Here is a 16377-nt window from a genome sequence, read left to right as displayed (position 1 = left end):
CTTTGCGGGGTTCCGGGGCAGAGCCCCGGAAAACACGCCCTTACGGACGCGGTGCGTAAATCGCGCTCAGCCGATCTGGCGTGCCTTCGATGCGCTCCAGATGCGGGTAACGCAGACCGTCGTGATAGGGGATGGAGACCGTGCTGACATGGTCGCCGGACTTCACGATCAGGTGGATATCCTGCTTCGGGTCCTTCTGCGCGTCCGTGACGGCATGGAGCAGACGCTGCGGCGTGAAGCTCATGTCGTTGACGGCCAGGATCGTCATGCCCGGAACCACACCTGCCTTGAAGGCCGGGCTCATCCAGTGCTCACGTCCCACATGTCCCGCGCCATTCACTGTCAGGCCGAGGGAGAAGGACAGGTCCGTGGTGTGGCGCGCGGCTTCGCTGGCCTTGATGAAGGAGGTCGGCTTGGACGTGTAGACCAGCTTGTATCCGCCATTGGTCAGGCCGTTGAGGGGAGCGTGAAGCTGGATCGTGTCCAGACGGTCATGCAGGAATTTGGCCCAGTCATAGGGCTGCACGCTGTTGAGCGTCGCAACCACATCGTCGAACTGATAGGGGCTCACAACGAAGCTGCCGCTGTTCGTGCCGAAGAAGGCCTTGGCAAAATCATCCAGCGACTTGTGACCGTCTGACAGCTTGCGGATCAGCGTATCGGCATCCAGCCAGACGAGCTGGCCTTCGACGTAATAGTCCTCCGAACGCTGCCAGTCGCGCCATGAGAGCGGCGCGCGCTGGGCGATGACCGGATCGTTCGTCGTGTCTTCCAGCGGGCGCCACTGACGGCCCGTCTGGTTGTCATAGGACGCCGCCATATAGGCCAGGGCTTCGAAGCCCTGATCCTTCGTCACCAGGCCCGAGCGCGCGGCGAGGACATTGCCCCAGTACTGCGTCTGCCCTTCATAGACCCAGAGCATCGAGCCACGCTGTGGCGTGTTGAAGTTCGGCGCCCACAGATCAGCCGGACGGCGATACTTGCCGTTCCACGAATGGGTGTATTCGTGGGCCAGCAGGTCACGTGTGGGGAACGTCTTGTCCCATTCCGTGAAATAGCCCGGAGCTGCGCTGTTCTCGCTGGACTGATGATGCTCGAGGCCAATGCCGCCAAGTTCTTCCGTCAGGGCGAGCAGGAAGTCGTAATGGTCATAGTGGTGCGATCCGAACAGGGACGTGGCCTGACGCACGAGGTTCTGATGGGCGGCAACCTGCTGTGGCGTGGCGTCCAGTGAATCCGGATCATCCGCCACGACATCCAGCGAGACCGGAACATGGTCCGGGCCGGTCAGGTCGAATTTGCGGAAATAGCGCCCGGCATAGATCGGCGAATCCACGAGCGTGTTGTAGGTCGTGGCGTTGAAATGCGTTTCGTCACCATAGGTGGCGGCGCGGAGGGCCGAGCCGATCTGCCAGCCATGGGGCACGCGTATGGAAGGCTGCACCGTAATGCCGCGGGTGAAGTATCCGGCCGGGTAGAGCGAGACCTGATCCCACTGCACGTTGACGATGGACGGCGTCATGACCATCCGGCCCTGGCCTGGCGCAATCGGTGTCAGAAGCTGGAAATGCAGATCCAGAGTCGGCGTGCTGCTGGAGACCGGGATGTGGAAGGCGGCGACGTTGACCGTATCGCGCTTCCAGTCCAGCGTGCGGCCACCGCTCTGTACGTGCAGGCTGGCGAACTGTTCGAGCACGCCCGTCGGGGAATGGTCGCCTGGGATCCACATCGGATACAGAAGGATCATCTCACCCTTCTGCTGCGCCTCTTTCGGCACCGGAACCGTTTCATGGATCGACATGACGTGATGGACAGTATCGGTCGCATCAACCGAAACCATCAGGTTGCCCGGGAAAGGACGGTCCTGCGGTTCCGGAATGGGAGCCGGCATGGGCAGCGGCATGGGCTGGCTCTGGGCAAGCGCAGGAGAGACCAGACCGCTGAAAGCCGTCAGAGCGGCCAGAAGACGCAGAGAGGACATGAGGATATTCCGCTTGTAAATCAAATTACTTCAAGCCCTAACCGGCCATGCGGACCTTCACAAGAGGGAAGCTTGAAAGACTGGTCTTATTTGCCGGCTCGGACCGCTGGTTCCCTATGAAGCCTTTTCTCCAAAGAACAGAATCTGATCGAAACCAAGAAAACTGGATGCTCTTAATTGTCCGCATTTCCAAGGTTCGGACCGTATAACCTCCAATCGAGAAAATACGAGCAAGATAAGGGATCATGGAGTGGATATCCTGTTCGTTTATTCTGAAGCCATCCGAAGCACCAGACCCGGAAGGATTTTGATGTCTATTGTGCTGGAATATGCAGATAAGACTGTAGATATCAGTGCTACATGGCTTTCAAAAACATGTAGGCGCAACGGGCTCTATTTCTTCTTAAATATGAGTTCCCTTTTGCGTTCTTTCCTGTCTCCAGGACGAACATAAATTTTCCCATGTCTGTTTGGTGTTCGAGTCAATGCGGTCATCAATCGACATGGTTTGAAGACTTTCTTCAACGAAAATTGCAGATGCTTTATGATATTTGGAAATAATGTCCTGCATTGCCTCTGAGACGCCAGGAATTCCTAACAGACGATGCATCTCTGCACGGATATCTTCAGCAAGTCGGGAAGCAGCAGAAGTCCCTTCAACTTTGAAAGTCTGCGCGAATAAAGCAAAAATGGCAGGGTTATTGTATCTGAAATGTTTGTTTTTAATGACCCCTTTGCCGTCATTTTCTCCGCGAGAAAATTTCCAGACATATTCTTCTAAGGAGCGCAGGTGGTAGTGACAGATATGAGCCCATTCCGTCGGGGTTTGCGTAAAGTTCAGATCTTCGTTTGTCGTCTGATTCTGGGAATAAATATTTCCATCTACGGTCGCGTATATTCTTCCAGAGTATGAGCATTCCGGATGGTGTGCGTAGGAATAGTTAAACAGATTCGTTTTAAAAATGGACTTAACAAGGGGATGCTTGTCGCCTTCTATGAAGCGTTCTGCAGACAATTCATTTGACCATGTCAAATGATTATTAGGATAATACACTCTCCAGTTCAGAGAAAAGCAGTCTACGCCCTGCTCGTCTCGGGCGGAAATAATGGGAAATATGCTATTTTTACTTCCTTCTGATGGAAGAATGGCTTCGTCGATATCGACAACCGCGCACCAGCGGAAATCAAGAATTTCAGGAAGCGTTGTCAAAGCATGATTGTAGGCTTTGTATTGCATGTTGATACCCGGAACATGGTTCCCGGTATTGTTGATCCAGGTAATTTCTCCATTTTCCGCAAGAACTTTCAGTAGGGCATCAGAACCATCCGTATTGTCATTGGTATAAATAAAGAAATCTTTTATTCCGATGACGCGGTGGTGTGCTATCCACTCCAGGAAGTAAATCCCTTCATCCCGGGCTGTTGCCAGAAGCGCAATATCTTTTCTGCTTTTAATCGATTCCCGGGCAATACCAAGGATTACAGATCCCCAGTAAATCCCGTTTCCACGATCTCTGATGTGTCCATATCCCAAGAAGTCAAATTCTTGTGCAGATTTTCTGATAAAACAGCTGTTTCTACGCACATTCCATTGTGCCAGTTCCAAAAGTGCTCTGTGGACCCATTCTGCGTGAGGGATATGGTTGATTATTTCAAGGATATTGAAATAATTTTCATCAGGGAGATTTAAGAAGGCATTTGTGAGAACTTTGGAAAAAATTTTGCGTCGTGTTGAGTCCAGAGATCGAGAAAACAGGTTAAAAAGCTCAACCCTGATATTTTTGTTCGACAGGCTTATTTCATGAATCGTTTTTTCAATGTTATTTTTATTTGAAATAAACCGATTTATGTCGTCAAATATTTTTATGGATTTTTCGTCTAATGCAGTCTGATACGGGAACAAGGAAAAGACCTCCCAATCCCGGCTTTCATCTCGATTAAAGGCAAGGTTTCCAAAAGGGTCCGCTGAAAAAAACTTTTTTTCTTCAAGAGAAAGTAGGGACAGCTTGTTATTGCTGTGGAAGCCGGTTTCAAAAACGAAAAATCTGTCCTTGAAAAGGATGTTTTCTTCAGGACGGATTTTTTCCACGTCCTCCCCGATATTGACGGGTGCAATAATGAAGAAAGCTGGATTTTTCGGGGATTGGGCAATAACGACGTCGATATATGACGCCTGCTTCTCATGTGAATGTTTTAAGGTACGCTCTTTTGAGCAGAAAAATAGAGTGGTCCCATGAAAGGTTTTTAAATGGAAGAATTCCATTCCATTATTCTCCTCTATAATATCTTTCATAAGATCATTGTTCACTTTTATATTCAAGAGGGTCTCTGGAATGTGTGTGAGTGTAGTTTGTCGCGGGGATTGATGGGTCCAGCATCTCGGTCTGCCAACCCGTTCGCGTGAATTTCAACGCGACTGGAACTGCATTGGGAAGGCGTATGTCGACCGGAAGATTCATTGCATGTCGCAATCCCCTGAACAGGGCACCATGTGCAACAATCAGGGGAATATCGGGGTTTTCCAACGCATGATTGACGGCCAGGCGGGCTCTGTCTGTCAATGCTCTAAAGCTTTCGGCATCTTCGGGAGTAAGACCGTCTTCAATCCAAGGTCTGTACCAGTCCCCCATGGGGGTGCCTTCCTGAATCCCGAAGCAGACTTCCTTTAAATTATCATCCACATGCAGAGGTATGGCGATCCCAGTGCAGTCCTGAATTGTTTTCTGAACAGTTTCTGCAGTCACGAAAGCGCGTGTCAGAGGAGAGGACACGATGCGTGCGAAAGGCTTTTGTCCATTTTCGAAAAGGCTGGCGAGTATCCTGCCAGCCTGTAAGGCTTGTTGTCGGCCGGTTTCGTTGAGCGGAATGTCGGTCCTTCCCTGCGCCAGTCCCTGACGGTTCCAGTCGGTCTCACCGTGACGGAGATACCAGTAGGGTTTGGGGGCAATCTGTGACATGGGGAAGTCCGTTCACGAAAGCTGGACCGTGAAACGGGCCGGTGAAAAAATCAGTCGAAGAGAGAAGAGACCGAGCTTTCATCGGCAACGGCGCTCATGGCCCGGGCCAGCAGGTTGGCTGTGGTGATCTGACGGATGTTCGGGGTCTCGAGAAGGGCCTCGGTTGCCGGAATACTGTCAGTCAGCGTCAGCATGTTCAGCGGACTGTCTTTCACGCGCTGGCAGGCATTACCAGTCAGAACGCCGTGAGTGACATAGGCTTCAACGCCTTCCGCGCCACGGCTCATGAGGGCGTTGGCGGCGTTGCACAGTGATCCGCCACTGTCGATGATGTCGTCTACCAGCACGCAGTAGCGGCCGGCGACGTCGCCGATGACATTCATGACTTCCGACACGCCTGCACGTTCGCGACGCTTGTCAATGATCGCCAGGTCCACGTTCAGGCGCTGCGCGAGCTGACGGGCACGGACCACACCACCGACGTCTGGCGAGACGATGATGAGTTCGCGGTCCGGCAGGCGGGTCTTCAGATCACGCACGAAGAGTGGCGCGGCGTAGAGATTGTCGGTCGGAATGTCGAAGAAGCCCTGGATCTGCATGGCGTGCAGGTCCATCGTCAGGATGCGGTTGGCGCCGGCTTCCGTCAGCAGGTTCGCCACCAGCTTGGCGCTGATTGGTGTGCGGGGGCCGGATTTACGATCCTGCCGGGCATAGCCGAAATACGGCATGACAGCCGTGACACGCTTGGCCGACCCGCGGCGCAGCGCATCCAGCATGACCAGCAGTTCCATGAGATGGTCGTTGGTCGGCATGCAGGTGCTCTGCACGACGAAGACGTCCTCACCGCGGACGTTTTCCTGGATCTCGACGAACACTTCGCCATCGGCGAAACGTTTCACCACGGTCTTGCACAGCGGCATCCGCAGTTCATGTGCGACCGCACGGGCCAGCGGCAGGTTACTGTTGCAGGCTACGATCTTCATAAAAAACGGCCTCGTCCGGTGTCCGACAGGGAAGTTGCTGGCCTTCTAACAGTGCAGGGCCGCCCTGTCATCCATCCAGACTTATTCTTTATGCGTACCTGTCGGTCGGCGTCTGCATGACGTGCCGACCGGGTACACTTCCTCTGGTGACCTCAGAATTGCCAGGCCAGTCCGGCATGCAGCTTCAGACCGTTTGTCAGGCCGCTGGAGATGTCTGAATAGGAGTAGGAATGCTCTAATCCCATGCTGGTTTCGGCATTCCGGTTGCGGCCATAGGAAATATACGAATAATCGCCACCTGCCGTCAGATGAAGCCGTCGGGTCATGCGGCAATCCACGCCGAGACCACCTTCCCAAAGGGGCCGGGGTTGTTTGTTATACGAGATACCGGAATTGAGGACCTCAGCCCATCCGAAGCGCCCACGAAGGACGAGGCGGGATGTGAGGGCATAATCGGTCTTCAAACCTGCGCCGGCAAAGTAAAGTCCGTATCCGTATCCGAAATCGCCGTTACTGCTGCTGGTGGTATACCCGCCTTGGATGAAAGGCGTCAGGAGAAAACTGTTGGAGAGCAGGAGGAAACCTTTGCCGATTTCTCCACGATTGTCGGTGCCGTTGGAACTGTCGTTTCCACCGGCCGAAAATCCATACGGAGCAGAAAGGTTTGAGTAAGCGCGATAGCGTGACTTGTAGTTCCTCTGGCCATCTTCAAGCGAGAAATGCAGGGCACCGTAAAGGTTCTCCATTCCGAAAGCATTGAACATGATCGATGCATCAACTTGAAATCCTGGGGTCCAGCCAATGGTGCGGTAGCGCGAAGAGCTTGCGGATTCCTCGGTGAAACCGGAATGGCTGGATGTGTCCTGCTCCGTCATATGGGAATTGTAACCGCTGACGCTGTTACGGAACGTGCCTGTCATCGAAAGGCCGATCTCACGGTTTACGGCGATGACAGGTGCCGGGTCCGCAAAGGCGGACATGACAGGCACAGAAGCGGCGCAAAGGGCTAGACTGGAAAGCAGTAGACGGCATGAGGGACGCATCAGGAACTCCGGTAAAAAGGCCGGAGTCCCATAACAAGAAATATTACTTAACGATACCAAGAGTTACATTTAGCCGGTAGAAATCTGTTTCTGCCAGTCTCAGGCCGCTTTTTTCGGTGCGGGTTTTGTTTCGGGCAGGGGGGCGTGGTTACGGCCTGAATAGTTGGTGACGATGGTGCGTACGCCCTCTGCGGCTTCGTCGGCAGCCATGTCGGCGGTATCGCCCCAGGCCCCGTCCAGTGAATGGGGGGCGATGTCGTGAAGCTGGGTCGCGGCCCCGGCTTCCTTTCCATCCGGTGTCAGGACATGCCAGGCGATCTCGATGTGATCGACTGGATGTCCGGTGTTACCTGCTGCGCCTGTCTTGAGATCAACCGTTCCGCGAACGATGAAATCCGCGCCCTTTTCAGTCGTTGTCACCGTGTTGGTCTTGTCCGGCAGTGACGCATAGAAGGCGCGGGCCAGGGCGATGTTTCCGTCTCCGGGGGCACCGGTGACACCCTTGAAGCAGATCTTTGCCGGCCGGTTCATGAGGCTGTGCGGGTCCTGCTGCATCATGTTGGCCTGGATGCCCGTCAGCAGGTTCGCCAGTTGCGGAGCTTCCTGAACCGCGGCGCCCTGAAGTGCCAGCCTGTCGCCAGCGCTCCATCCCGCCATATCCACGGCAGGGCCATCCGTTTCCGCCCGGATTTTTCCCTCCGGTGTCATGATGACGTAATGGGGCACGACGGCGCCGTTCCGTGTGGCCGCGCTCATTTTCAGCCACCAGTCTCCCTTTTTGCGAGGCTGTGCGATGGCCGGGACGGACTGGCCAACCATCGCCTGCGCCATGTCATGGGCCCAGAGCGCGGCGGCATCGTCAGACAGCAGGGACTCCGCGGGCGTTGGAACGGCCAGCCGGGCCGGGGGCAGATTGGCCGCCGTCAGATATCTGGCCTGCTGCCCGGGATCGGCGAAAGGCCGCGAAAGGCTGAAGCATCCCCCCAGGACAAGGGGAAAGCAGAGAGGCAGCAGAACAGGACAGAGGCGGCGCATCGGGGCTCCGGTAACAGGGCAGTGACCCGGTGGACTGTATGGGATTGCGGCTCCGTTGTCGAAGCCGCGTGCCCTCCTTAGCGGCGGATCAGGATGTAGTTGATCGTCACGTCGATGTCGAAATGGTCGCCCTTCATGTCCGGCGGAACCGGCGGCAGATGCGCGCCTTGGAACATGCCGGTCGTCGCGGCATCCAGCGAATACGAGCCGGACTGGCTCATCAGCCGGACAGACTTCACATGGCCCGAACGGTCCAGCACGACATGCACCGAAGACGGACCGTCCTCGCCGGCGCGGGCGGCTTCTTCCGGATAGTACATGTGAGCCCGGATCCAGCGGTCGATTTCCCCGCCGTAATCCTCGCTGACGCCCTTGACGCTCGTGCGGGTCTGATACGGCGCGTTGATGGCGCCGTTCATGCTGAGCGGGCCGAGGGACATGTCGATCGGGCCGCCGGAACCGGACGCACGCCCACGGCGGCGGCGATAGGGCGAGGGCTGCTCACCGAACGACAGATCCATCGGATGCGCGAACGGGTTGTTCCGGTCGGAGCGGACGGAACGCTGCGAGCGATGGGCATGCGGCGATGTCTGCTGGCTGCGCTGGCTCGGGGCCGCGCCCGGCGTGACGGGGGCCGGGGTCGGCGCTGTCTTGGGCAGTTCAGCCGAGGGTTCCTGCGGGACGTCAGGCGCGGACGGCGTCTCGGGGGTCGGGACGGCCGGCGTGGGCGTGGACTGTTCCTTCTGCGGCTGCTGCTGGTTTTCCTGTGTCTCTTCCGGGCTCTGTGCGGAAGGCGGAGGCGGAGCACCGCCCTCGTCCCGCGCGCGAGGTCCACGCATGCTGCTTTTCGACGGCGGCGTATCGAAGACCATTTCGACCTGCGGCTCTTCCTGCCCGGCCGGCGAGCCATGCATGCCGTGATGCTGCATCAGGAGGAACGCCAGGACGGCCGCGTGCAGTCCCGCCGAGAAAATGAACGGAACCGTCGGGCCGTTCTCGACGATGGTCTGCGGCCGCATCATCGGCGTCAGGACCGGGCGGACCGGAACCGATGGCGGAACGTAATCCCTCAGCCGCTCCCGGGTTCCGGCGGGGGCATGCTGCGGGCGTGCAGGAGCGGTCCGCGCCGAGGGGGCGAAGAGCTGGGGTTCGCGCTTCTGCGGCTTTCCAGACGTGACGGTAACCGTTCCGCTCATACGCGGCACAGCCTGTCTGGAAAGGACCTGGCAGAAAACAGCCGGTCGGCGAAGAGAAGGTGGCGTCGCATCATCGCCAGACCTTTTGCACCAGGGCGGTCGGGGTTGTCATCCGGCAGGCTGGTTATCCGGGGCTGGGGGTGGGCGTCTGTATTTGCGTATCATGGCAGTAATGCGAGACCCAAGAAAGACACAAAGAGTCACGCAAACCTTAACTTCCGGAAAGGCATGCTCCTGATGGCTGATTCTGCCACGCTGTTTCTGGGCGCGGATCCCGATCTTGCAGCCGTCATCGCCCGTATCGGGCCATGCACGCTGCGCGGGGATGACGGGCAGGAACCCTATGATGCGCTTCTGCGAGCCATCGCCGGGCAGCAGCTGCATGGCGCGGCGGCCCGGAAAATATTCGGCCGCCTCTGTCTTCTGGGTGCTCAGGAGAGCGTTGACGGACCACCTCCGACGCCCGGGCGGATTCTGTCCCTTTCCGAAGAAAGCCTGCGGTCCTGCGGTCTTTCGGGCAACAAGCTTCTGGCCATGAAAGGCCTCGCGCAGGCCCGGCTGGATGGTCTCGTCCCCAGTCGCGCCGAGGCAGCCGTCATGACGGATGAAGAGCTGATCGCGCGTCTCGTCACCCTGCGTGGCATCGGGCGATGGACGGTCGAGATGCTCCTGATGTTCACGCTCAACCGGCCCGACGTGATGCCGGTCGATGATTTCGGCGTGCGGGAAGGGTGGAGACGCATCCGGAAAATGGACCTGCCCCCCAAACCGAAAGCGCTGAAAGAGGAAACGGAACGTTTCGCCCCCCATCGCTCGACGCTGGCCTGGTATTGCTGGCGTGTGGCCGAGGAAGGGAAGAAAACAGCGCCTAATCCGCTGACCTCGTAAGTCCCGCCTTCGGGGTTACGAGGATTCCATCATGGCCGGGGTCGTGGCCATGAACTGCTTGGTATCTTCCGGGGAGAGCGGGCGTGACAGCAGATATCCCTGGACTTCCGTGCAGCCGAGGCGCCTGAGATAGGACAGCTGTTCCTGGCTTTCCACCCCTTCCGCCGTGACCGCCACGCCCAGATCGATGGACAGATCGACCACGGCGCGCACGATGGAAGCCGCACGGGATTCGCGCAGCATGTCCCTGACGAAAAGACCATCCAGCTTGATTTTCGAGAACGGGAAGAACCGCAGATATCCGAGCGACGAGAACCCCTTGCCGAAATCATCGAGCGCGATGGAAATCCCGGCGTTCTGAAGGCGGCTCAGCAGGGTGAATGTTGCGGCATCCGGCTCCATGAAGATGTTTTCGGTCATCTCGATCTGAAGGCAGCGGGGCGGGAATCCGGTCTTTTCAAGAACCCGAAACGTATCCTTCAGGAAAGCCGGGGCCTCGAGCTGGCCGACCGAAACATTGATCGATAGCACCAGCCCCTCATCCCATTCGCGGGCAAAGACGCAGGCTTTCTCCATGACGTAGACGCCAAGGCGATGAATCAGCCCGGCTTCTTCCGCGAGCTGGATGATCCGTTCGGGCGGGACACGGCCATATTCGGGATGGGACCAGCGAATCAGCGCCTCGAATCCACAGAGTTTCTGGCTCTGCGTGTTGAAGAAAGGCTGGTAGACAATGCCCAGCGTCCCCTCATCCAGTGCCTCGGGGAGCGCACGGATCAGGTCGCGGTTGCGCTTGGCCACGGTGCGCAGTTCGGGATTGTAGAAACGGTGCGTGTGGCCGCCCAGACTCTTGGCTTCGTAGAGCGCAAGGTCGCTGGCCTCCAGCAGGCTTCCCACCCGTTCCGAACCGCCGATAGACAGAACGATTCCCACACTGAGCCCGACTGCGCAGCGCACGCCTTCCCCGATGCGGATGGGAACATTCGTCAGCGCGTGGATCAGTCCCGTGGCCGTAGTGGCCGCCTGGGCTGGTGTTGTCTGACGTTCCAGCAACATGAACTCGTCGCCGCCAAACCGGTAGAGCCTGTGGCGCTCGCTGAGCGTCCGGCTCAGCACGACCGTGACTTTCCGGAGCATCTCGTCGCCCGCGGAGTGGCCATACCGGTCGTTGATCTGCTTGAAGCCATCCAGATCGAGATTGAGTAGCGCGAAGGCTTCCCCCGTGCGTTCGGCCTCGATGAGATAGGTTTCCATGTCATCGAGGAAGGCGCCGCGATTGGGCAGACCGGTCAGCAGATCATGCCTTGCCCGGAAAGAGGCGCTTTCCTGGGCCCAGTACGTCTGGGTCACGTCCGTTCCGACGCCGCGATATCCGATGAAATTCCGGTCCTGGAAAATGGGGCGGCCACTCAGCGACCAGAAGCGCTGCTGGCCATGGAGAGTCCCCGACACCACGATGTCCCGGAAAAAGATGCGGTTGTCGAGGCATTGTCGCAGACGGCCCAGGCCTGTCCGTTCGTCGCCGTCGAAAGCTGACGGGCCCGCCAGATCGGACAGGATGTCAAAGAAGTTCCGGTTTTCCAGCCATTCCCGGCTGTTGCCGAACGCGGAGGCCAGGCTGGCCGAGACATTGTGCAGGGTCCCGGACGCGCAGGTCTCCCACAGCCAGTCGCCGGTATCATCATCCGCATTCCGCAGCAGGAGCTGGACGATGCTGTTCCGCTGCTCCAGCGAATACCGGCTGACCAGAAACGCCGCGAACAGGGTCCGGACCGCCATGGTCAGGGACAGGACAAAGAACAGGTAGATCCCCAGTTCGAGGGCGATATAGAAATAGAACGAGCTGTGATCGATTTCCCATGACTGTAACAGGGCGGTGCAGCAGGACAGGACCAGCATGAGCGCAATGATCTCCCCCATGCCGGCCAGGGGCATCAGCGTGATGGTCGTCGCCGTCAGGCCAACCATGATGCCGGCGACCAGAACCCTGTCATTGGCGTCGCCATAGGGAAATACGACGGGCGGAAGCGTGATCCAGCAGAGCGCGAATGCGAAATTGAGCCCCTTGAGAATCCAGGACTGCCTGGTATCGACCAGCTTCTCGGTGGGGATCGCATAGAAGCAGATATTGTAGACCACCAGCAGGAACAGGACGGCCCCGCAGAGGATCATGCCGTAGGTCGGGTAGTTCCGCATCAGGCAGAGGCCGGCGATAGGGCCGCAGCTGATCTGGGGGACGAAATGAAAGAAGTTCAGCCCTCGCAGAACCCGGCAGCGTGACAGTCGGATATCTTCTTCCGCTCCCTCCGGAATTTCTGTCCGGAAAGAGAAAAGCCGGGCAAGCCGCACCTGTTTCATCAGAGTCAGCAGGGTGGTCATTGTGCTGCGCCTGACCGGGACGAGACAGCAAGATCCAATGAGACAGGCAGGAGCATCATGAACCTTCCCAATAGAGGAGGAGGGTGCCACGATGACAGGGATTTATGAAGTTTTTCTTTGCGGCGGACGAATCTGTCGATGGCAACATCTCCGCACTTCGGTTATGGCACACCGGGCACGGAGATAGCCGATAAGGGCTTAAGATTTCGTTAATGAGCCATTTCAGGCGTCGTGGCGTAAATCTCGAAGCTCGCTTTTTCAAACATTTCAATGCATTCGCGCATGTTGGCGGTCAGGGCTGCGCGCGTGATGTCCGGATCGTTGGACGGGTAGTAGGCGCGGGCCAGATCCTCGTCGATTTCCAGATGGGACGGTCCGTCATGCTCATGCTCGTCATGGGCCAGACCCCAGGTCCAGTGCTTCTTGGCGAACAGGCTGGTGAATTTCGGCGCATGGCAGAGATAGGCGGCCAGTTCTTCGGCGATGTACTCCACGGCGGCCAGCCAGGAGAAGAAGATCACGGGATCTTCACTGTCGGCATTGGCGATCAGCTTCTGGACGGTGGGAAGCGTGTCGTAATGGGTGCCGAACAGGTCGAGGCCGAATTCCTTTGCGCCATCAGCCCACAGGATGGCGTGCGAGCCTTCCTCTTCCTTCATTTCCCGGACAGCTTCGCGGGCTTCTGAAAAGAACGTCTTGATCCGGGTCTGACCGAAACGCTGGACGAGCGGCTTGATGGGAAGATGACCGACGCGCACGTCAATAGCGCGCTCAAAAGCCTGAATAAAAGGCCACCATCCGATCATCATGGCCCGAATAGTCTCTTTATCGCCATGGGCCGCGCCCCGGGCCAGCGCGGAAGAATAGATTTTCTCCCGTGTAAAGACACGCATTTCGGCACGATTTACCAAAGGCTCGGAGAACAGTAGAGCGTACATCCGCGTAATCCTGATGAAGTTATTGCATGCGCCGTTCCGGCTTTGATGTTTTAGTCGTTAATTTTTCAGAAAAGTAAGTTTTTTACTTTAATTTTAATTGAGTTTTATTAAAATAGCAAAAAATTAATATATTAGATTTTATTTATGTTGCTTAATCGAAACAAAATAATTCCCGCAAAACTGCCATCCTGTTATCCGGTTTGATGTCGTAACGTCCTGTCTCAGGTCGGCGTGCGCAGGAATTCCATCATTTCCCTGAGGAATGGGCGCGGCTGTTCAGCATGCAGCCAATGTCCGGCGTCGGGCAGGGAGTGGATCAGCGCATGGGGGAAAAGAGCCCGGATCTGATCGTGATGCTCGGGGCGGACATAGGGGGACGCCCCGCCACGCAGGAAAAGAACAGACCCTTCGTAGGGCGCAATCTGCAGATCGGGCCAGTTTTCGATTTCGTGAATATCACGGGCGAGATCGTCAAAACCGATGCTCCACCCCGGCGAATCGCCGAGCCGGATGTTCTGCAGCAGGAGTTCGGCAACGGGTCGGCTGCCTGCCACGGGTTCCAGAAGATCCAGTCCTTCCTGCCGTTCGAGCGATGCGGGAAATGTGATGGCACCCAGCCGGGCGATCATCTCGCCATGTCCATGCCCCGTCCGGGCCGGTGCGATATCCGCGACGAGCAGTTTCGTGACGCGCTCGGGGGCTGCCAGGGCGAGCATCATCCCGACCTTCCCGCCCATGGAGTGACCCACGACGGCAAAACGCTCGATCCCCAGATCATCCAGCGTTTCCAGAACGTCCTGCGCCATGAGTGCATAGCTGACGGGGCCATGCGGGCTGAGGCCATGATTGCGCAGATCCAGCGCAAGGGTCCGGAAATCGGCAGCCGCGCCGCGCTGGAGGAAGCCGAGGTTCCGGGCCCGTCCGAACAGCCCGTGCAGGAAGACGACCGTTTCCGGGCCTTCGCCACGTTCGATGACATGCAGTTTCATCAATGATCCTTCCATGACAGCTGTTGATCAGCGACGCGCTTGCCGTCAAACAGGATCACACCTGCCGCTCGGGAGCTCGCTTGTCCACCAGTCCCGCCCCTTCGCCCGCATCTCCTGACGGCTCTTCCGGCCGTTTTCAGGACAGGTCCCGCGTCCTGCGTCAACGGATGAACCGCTTTCAGGCGCGTCTGTTTCCCCATGCGCCGTCGAATCTGCGAACCCTGGTGCGTGGAAATGAGATCTGGCTGAGCGTTCTGGCGGGATGTGTCGGGGTTCTGTCGGGTCTGTGCGTGGTCGTCATGACCCATCTCACGTTCTTCATGCACAGGATGCTGTTCGGGGTCTCGGGAGTCTCCGGCGGCCATCTGTCCGGCCTGACCGCCCTGCCACCGCTTCGAACGGTAGCCGTGCTGACCGGCGGCGGCCTGGCGATCGGGCTGTTCGGCGTCATGGTCGCGAAAATCATGCCCCGCAGTCCCGTGGATCCCATTGAAGCCAACGCGCTACATGGCGGCCGCATGTCGGTGCGGGACAGTCTGGTCATTGTCTGTCAGACGATTCTGTCCAACGGGGTGGGCGGCTCCATCGGGCTTGAAGCCGGATTTACCCAGATTGCCGCGGCTTTCGGCTCCCGCATCGGGCGCTCCTTCCGGGTGCGGCGAGAGGATCTGCGCGTGCTGGTGGGGGCTGGAGCAGGCGCTGCGATCGGGGCGGCATTCGATGCCCCCGTGGCCGGCGCGTTCTATGCGTTCGAGCTGGTGATCGGTTCCTATTCTCTGGGGAGCCTATCTCCTGTGGCGGTTGCCGCGCTTGCGGGTGTAGGCGTGACACGCTCGCTCGGGAGTGTGCCGCCGGGGATCGTCATTCCATCTCCGGGCACTCTGTCCTGGGAAGGGACGGCCGGGGCGGTCATCATCAGTGTGCTGACAGCCCTGACGGCGATCGGCCTGATGTTCTGCGTCACCCAGACCGAGGCGCTGTTCCGTAAGATGCCCGGACCTGTCTGGCTGCGGCCTGCGGTTGGCGGGCTGATCGTGGGTGGGCTGGCGACGCTGCATCCGTCCGTCCTGTCCGCCGGGCACGAAGCCATGCGCGCTGTTTTCGCCGGAAACGTCACCGCGCAGATGGCCGTTGTCCTGCTACTCCTGAAGGCTCTGGCGTCCTGCCTGTGTATCGGGTCCGGGTTTCGCGGGGGTCTGTTCTTCGCATCGCTCTATCTTGGGTCTCTGGCGGGCACGATCTACGGCACGCTTCTGGAACCGCTGGGTGTTGCGCCGGATTCCGTCACGGCCTGTGCGCTGGTCGGCATGAGCGCGATGGCTGTCGCCGTGATCGGCAGCCCCATGACCATGATCTGCCTGATGCTGGAACTGACCGGCAGCGTGTCCATGAGCGGCGCGACACTTGTGGCTGCGGTGCTGTCGCTCCTGACCGTGCGGCGGCTGTTCGGCTACAGCTTCGCGACCTGGCGCTTCCATCTGCGCGGTGAGTCGATCCGCTCCGCCGTCGATATCGGCTGGATGCGATCGCTCAATGTGCGCCGGATGATGCGCGGACAGGTCCGCACACTCCCGGCGGAAACGCCTGTAAACCGCGCGCAGGCCCTGTTCCCGCTCGGCTCGGCCCAGCGGATTGTCCTGCTTGATGGCGAGGGGTATTATGATGGCATCGTTCATCTGGCGGAGCTGCACGCCGTTCCGGCTTCGCAGATGCCGATCGCAACGCTGGCGCTGTTCCGCAACGCTATGCTCACGCCACAGATGAACATCCGCGAGGCGATCGAACTGTTCGAAAAAGCCGAGGCCGACGCGCTGGTCGTGGTCGAGGACCCACAGTCCCGGCAGGTAATCGGAACCCTGACCGAACAGCACGCCCTGCGCCGCTATGCCGAGGAACTCGAACGCAGCCGCCGGAGTCTGGCGGGGGACGAAAGCCTCCCGACCTGATCCGCCGATGCGGTCTTGCCCCTTGGCATTACGGCGTTCCCG

At 58.3% G+C, this 16377-nt stretch carries 12 protein-coding genes; 2 read left to right on the top strand and 10 right to left on the bottom strand.

Annotation, left to right across the window (positions count from 1 at the left end; genetic code table 11):
- Positions 1 to 40 precede the first annotated feature (40 nt).
- From HKD31_RS09390 to HKD31_RS09360, 7 genes are all read right to left on the bottom strand, one after another.
- Positions 41 to 1981: a M61 family metallopeptidase gene (locus HKD31_RS09390; protein WP_194264852.1), complete on the bottom strand. Its 1941-nt coding sequence runs from the start codon at positions 1979 to 1981 to the stop codon at positions 41 to 43.
- A 403-nt stretch (positions 1982 to 2384) separates the two neighbouring features.
- Positions 2385 to 4289: a glycosyltransferase family 2 protein gene (locus HKD31_RS09385; protein WP_194264851.1), complete on the bottom strand. Its 1905-nt coding sequence runs from the start codon at positions 4287 to 4289 to the stop codon at positions 2385 to 2387.
- Positions 4279 to 4938 carry a histidine phosphatase family protein gene (locus tag HKD31_RS09380; RefSeq protein ID WP_194264850.1) on the bottom strand — a complete coding sequence of 220 codons (660 nt, stop codon included), beginning with the start codon at positions 4936 to 4938 and terminating at the stop codon, positions 4279 to 4281. Before HKD31_RS09380 ends, HKD31_RS09385 begins: the two co-directional genes overlap by 11 nt.
- A 50-nt stretch (positions 4939 to 4988) precedes the next feature.
- Positions 4989 to 5921 (bottom strand): ribose-phosphate pyrophosphokinase, encoded by a 933-nt coding sequence (locus tag HKD31_RS09375; protein WP_062496406.1) that lies wholly within the window; start codon positions 5919 to 5921, stop codon positions 4989 to 4991.
- Positions 5922 to 6073: 152 nt separating this feature from the next.
- Entirely contained in the window at positions 6074 to 6796 is a 723-nt protein-coding gene (locus tag HKD31_RS09370; protein ID WP_228120438.1) for a hypothetical protein, read from the bottom strand.
- 267 nt (positions 6797 to 7063) lie between these two features.
- Positions 7064 to 7999 (bottom strand): hypothetical protein, encoded by a 936-nt coding sequence (locus HKD31_RS09365; RefSeq protein WP_194264848.1) that lies wholly within the window; start codon positions 7997 to 7999, stop codon positions 7064 to 7066.
- A gap of 77 nt (positions 8000 to 8076) precedes the next feature.
- Positions 8077 to 9195, bottom strand: coding sequence for an energy transducer TonB (locus tag HKD31_RS09360; protein WP_062446193.1), 1119 nt, complete (start codon positions 9193 to 9195; stop codon positions 8077 to 8079).
- A 237-nt stretch (positions 9196 to 9432) separates the two neighbouring features.
- Between HKD31_RS09360 and HKD31_RS09355 the strand changes: the two genes are divergently transcribed.
- Entirely contained in the window at positions 9433 to 10083 is a 651-nt protein-coding gene (locus HKD31_RS09355) for a DNA-3-methyladenine glycosylase family protein (RefSeq protein ID WP_370543917.1), read from the top strand.
- A gap of 15 nt (positions 10084 to 10098) precedes the next feature.
- Here HKD31_RS09355 and HKD31_RS09350 read toward each other — a convergent pair whose 3' ends face one another.
- The 3 genes from HKD31_RS09350 to HKD31_RS09340 all read right to left on the bottom strand — a co-directional run bounded on the left by HKD31_RS09350 (position 10099) and on the right by HKD31_RS09340 (position 14389).
- Positions 10099 to 12462, bottom strand: a complete 2364-nt coding sequence (locus HKD31_RS09350; protein WP_194264846.1) for a putative bifunctional diguanylate cyclase/phosphodiesterase — start codon at positions 12460 to 12462, stop codon at positions 10099 to 10101.
- 209 nt (positions 12463 to 12671) lie between these two features.
- Complete coding sequence (locus tag HKD31_RS09345; RefSeq protein ID WP_194264845.1) at positions 12672 to 13400, bottom strand: hypothetical protein; 729 nt, start codon at positions 13398 to 13400, stop codon at positions 12672 to 12674.
- Positions 13401 to 13621: 221 nt separating this feature from the next.
- A complete protein-coding gene (locus tag HKD31_RS09340) occupies positions 13622 to 14389 on the bottom strand; it encodes an alpha/beta fold hydrolase (protein ID WP_194264844.1) in 768 nt (255 codons plus the stop codon).
- Between the two features lie 167 nt (positions 14390 to 14556).
- Here HKD31_RS09340 and HKD31_RS09335 point away from each other — a divergent pair, with 167 nt between their 5' ends.
- Positions 14557 to 16335 (top strand): chloride channel protein, encoded by a 1779-nt coding sequence (locus tag HKD31_RS09335; RefSeq protein ID WP_062496418.1) that lies wholly within the window; start codon positions 14557 to 14559, stop codon positions 16333 to 16335.
- Positions 16336 to 16377 lie beyond the last annotated feature (42 nt).

Origin of the sequence: Gluconobacter potus (assembly GCF_015244705.1) — a bacterium.
Classification (GTDB): Bacteria; Pseudomonadota; Alphaproteobacteria; order Acetobacterales; family Acetobacteraceae; genus Gluconobacter; species Gluconobacter potus.
This window is presented reverse-complemented; position numbering and strand designations above follow the sequence as displayed.

Bases quoted from the DNA above. Each gene is read 5' to 3' on its own strand.
- HKD31_RS09380 (WP_194264850.1), bottom strand. From the start codon at position 4,938: ATGTCACAGATTGCCCCCAAACCCTACTGGTATCTCCGTCACGGTGAG.
- HKD31_RS09370 (WP_228120438.1), bottom strand. From the start codon at position 6,796: ATGACGGAGCAGGACACATCCAGCCATTCCGGTTTCACCGAGGAATCC.
- HKD31_RS09345 (WP_194264845.1), bottom strand. From the start codon at position 13,400: ATGTACGCTCTACTGTTCTCCGAGCCTTTGGTAAATCGTGCCGAAATG.
- HKD31_RS09350 (WP_194264846.1), bottom strand. From the start codon at position 12,462: ATGACCACCCTGCTGACTCTGATGAAACAGGTGCGGCTTGCCCGGCTT.
- HKD31_RS09335 (WP_062496418.1), top strand. From the start codon at position 14,557: ATGAACCGCTTTCAGGCGCGTCTGTTTCCCCATGCGCCGTCGAATCTG.
- HKD31_RS09355 (WP_370543917.1), top strand. From the start codon at position 9,433: ATGGCTGATTCTGCCACGCTGTTTCTGGGCGCGGATCCCGATCTTGCA.
- HKD31_RS09375 (WP_062496406.1), bottom strand. From the start codon at position 5,921: ATGAAGATCGTAGCCTGCAACAGTAACCTGCCGCTGGCCCGTGCGGTC.
- HKD31_RS09360 (WP_062446193.1), bottom strand. From the start codon at position 9,195: ATGAGCGGAACGGTTACCGTCACGTCTGGAAAGCCGCAGAAGCGCGAA.
- HKD31_RS09340 (WP_194264844.1), bottom strand. From the start codon at position 14,389: ATGAAACTGCATGTCATCGAACGTGGCGAAGGCCCGGAAACGGTCGTC.
- HKD31_RS09365 (WP_194264848.1), bottom strand. From the start codon at position 7,999: ATGCGCCGCCTCTGTCCTGTTCTGCTGCCTCTCTGCTTTCCCCTTGTC.
- HKD31_RS09390 (WP_194264852.1), bottom strand. From the start codon at position 1,981: ATGTCCTCTCTGCGTCTTCTGGCCGCTCTGACGGCTTTCAGCGGTCTG.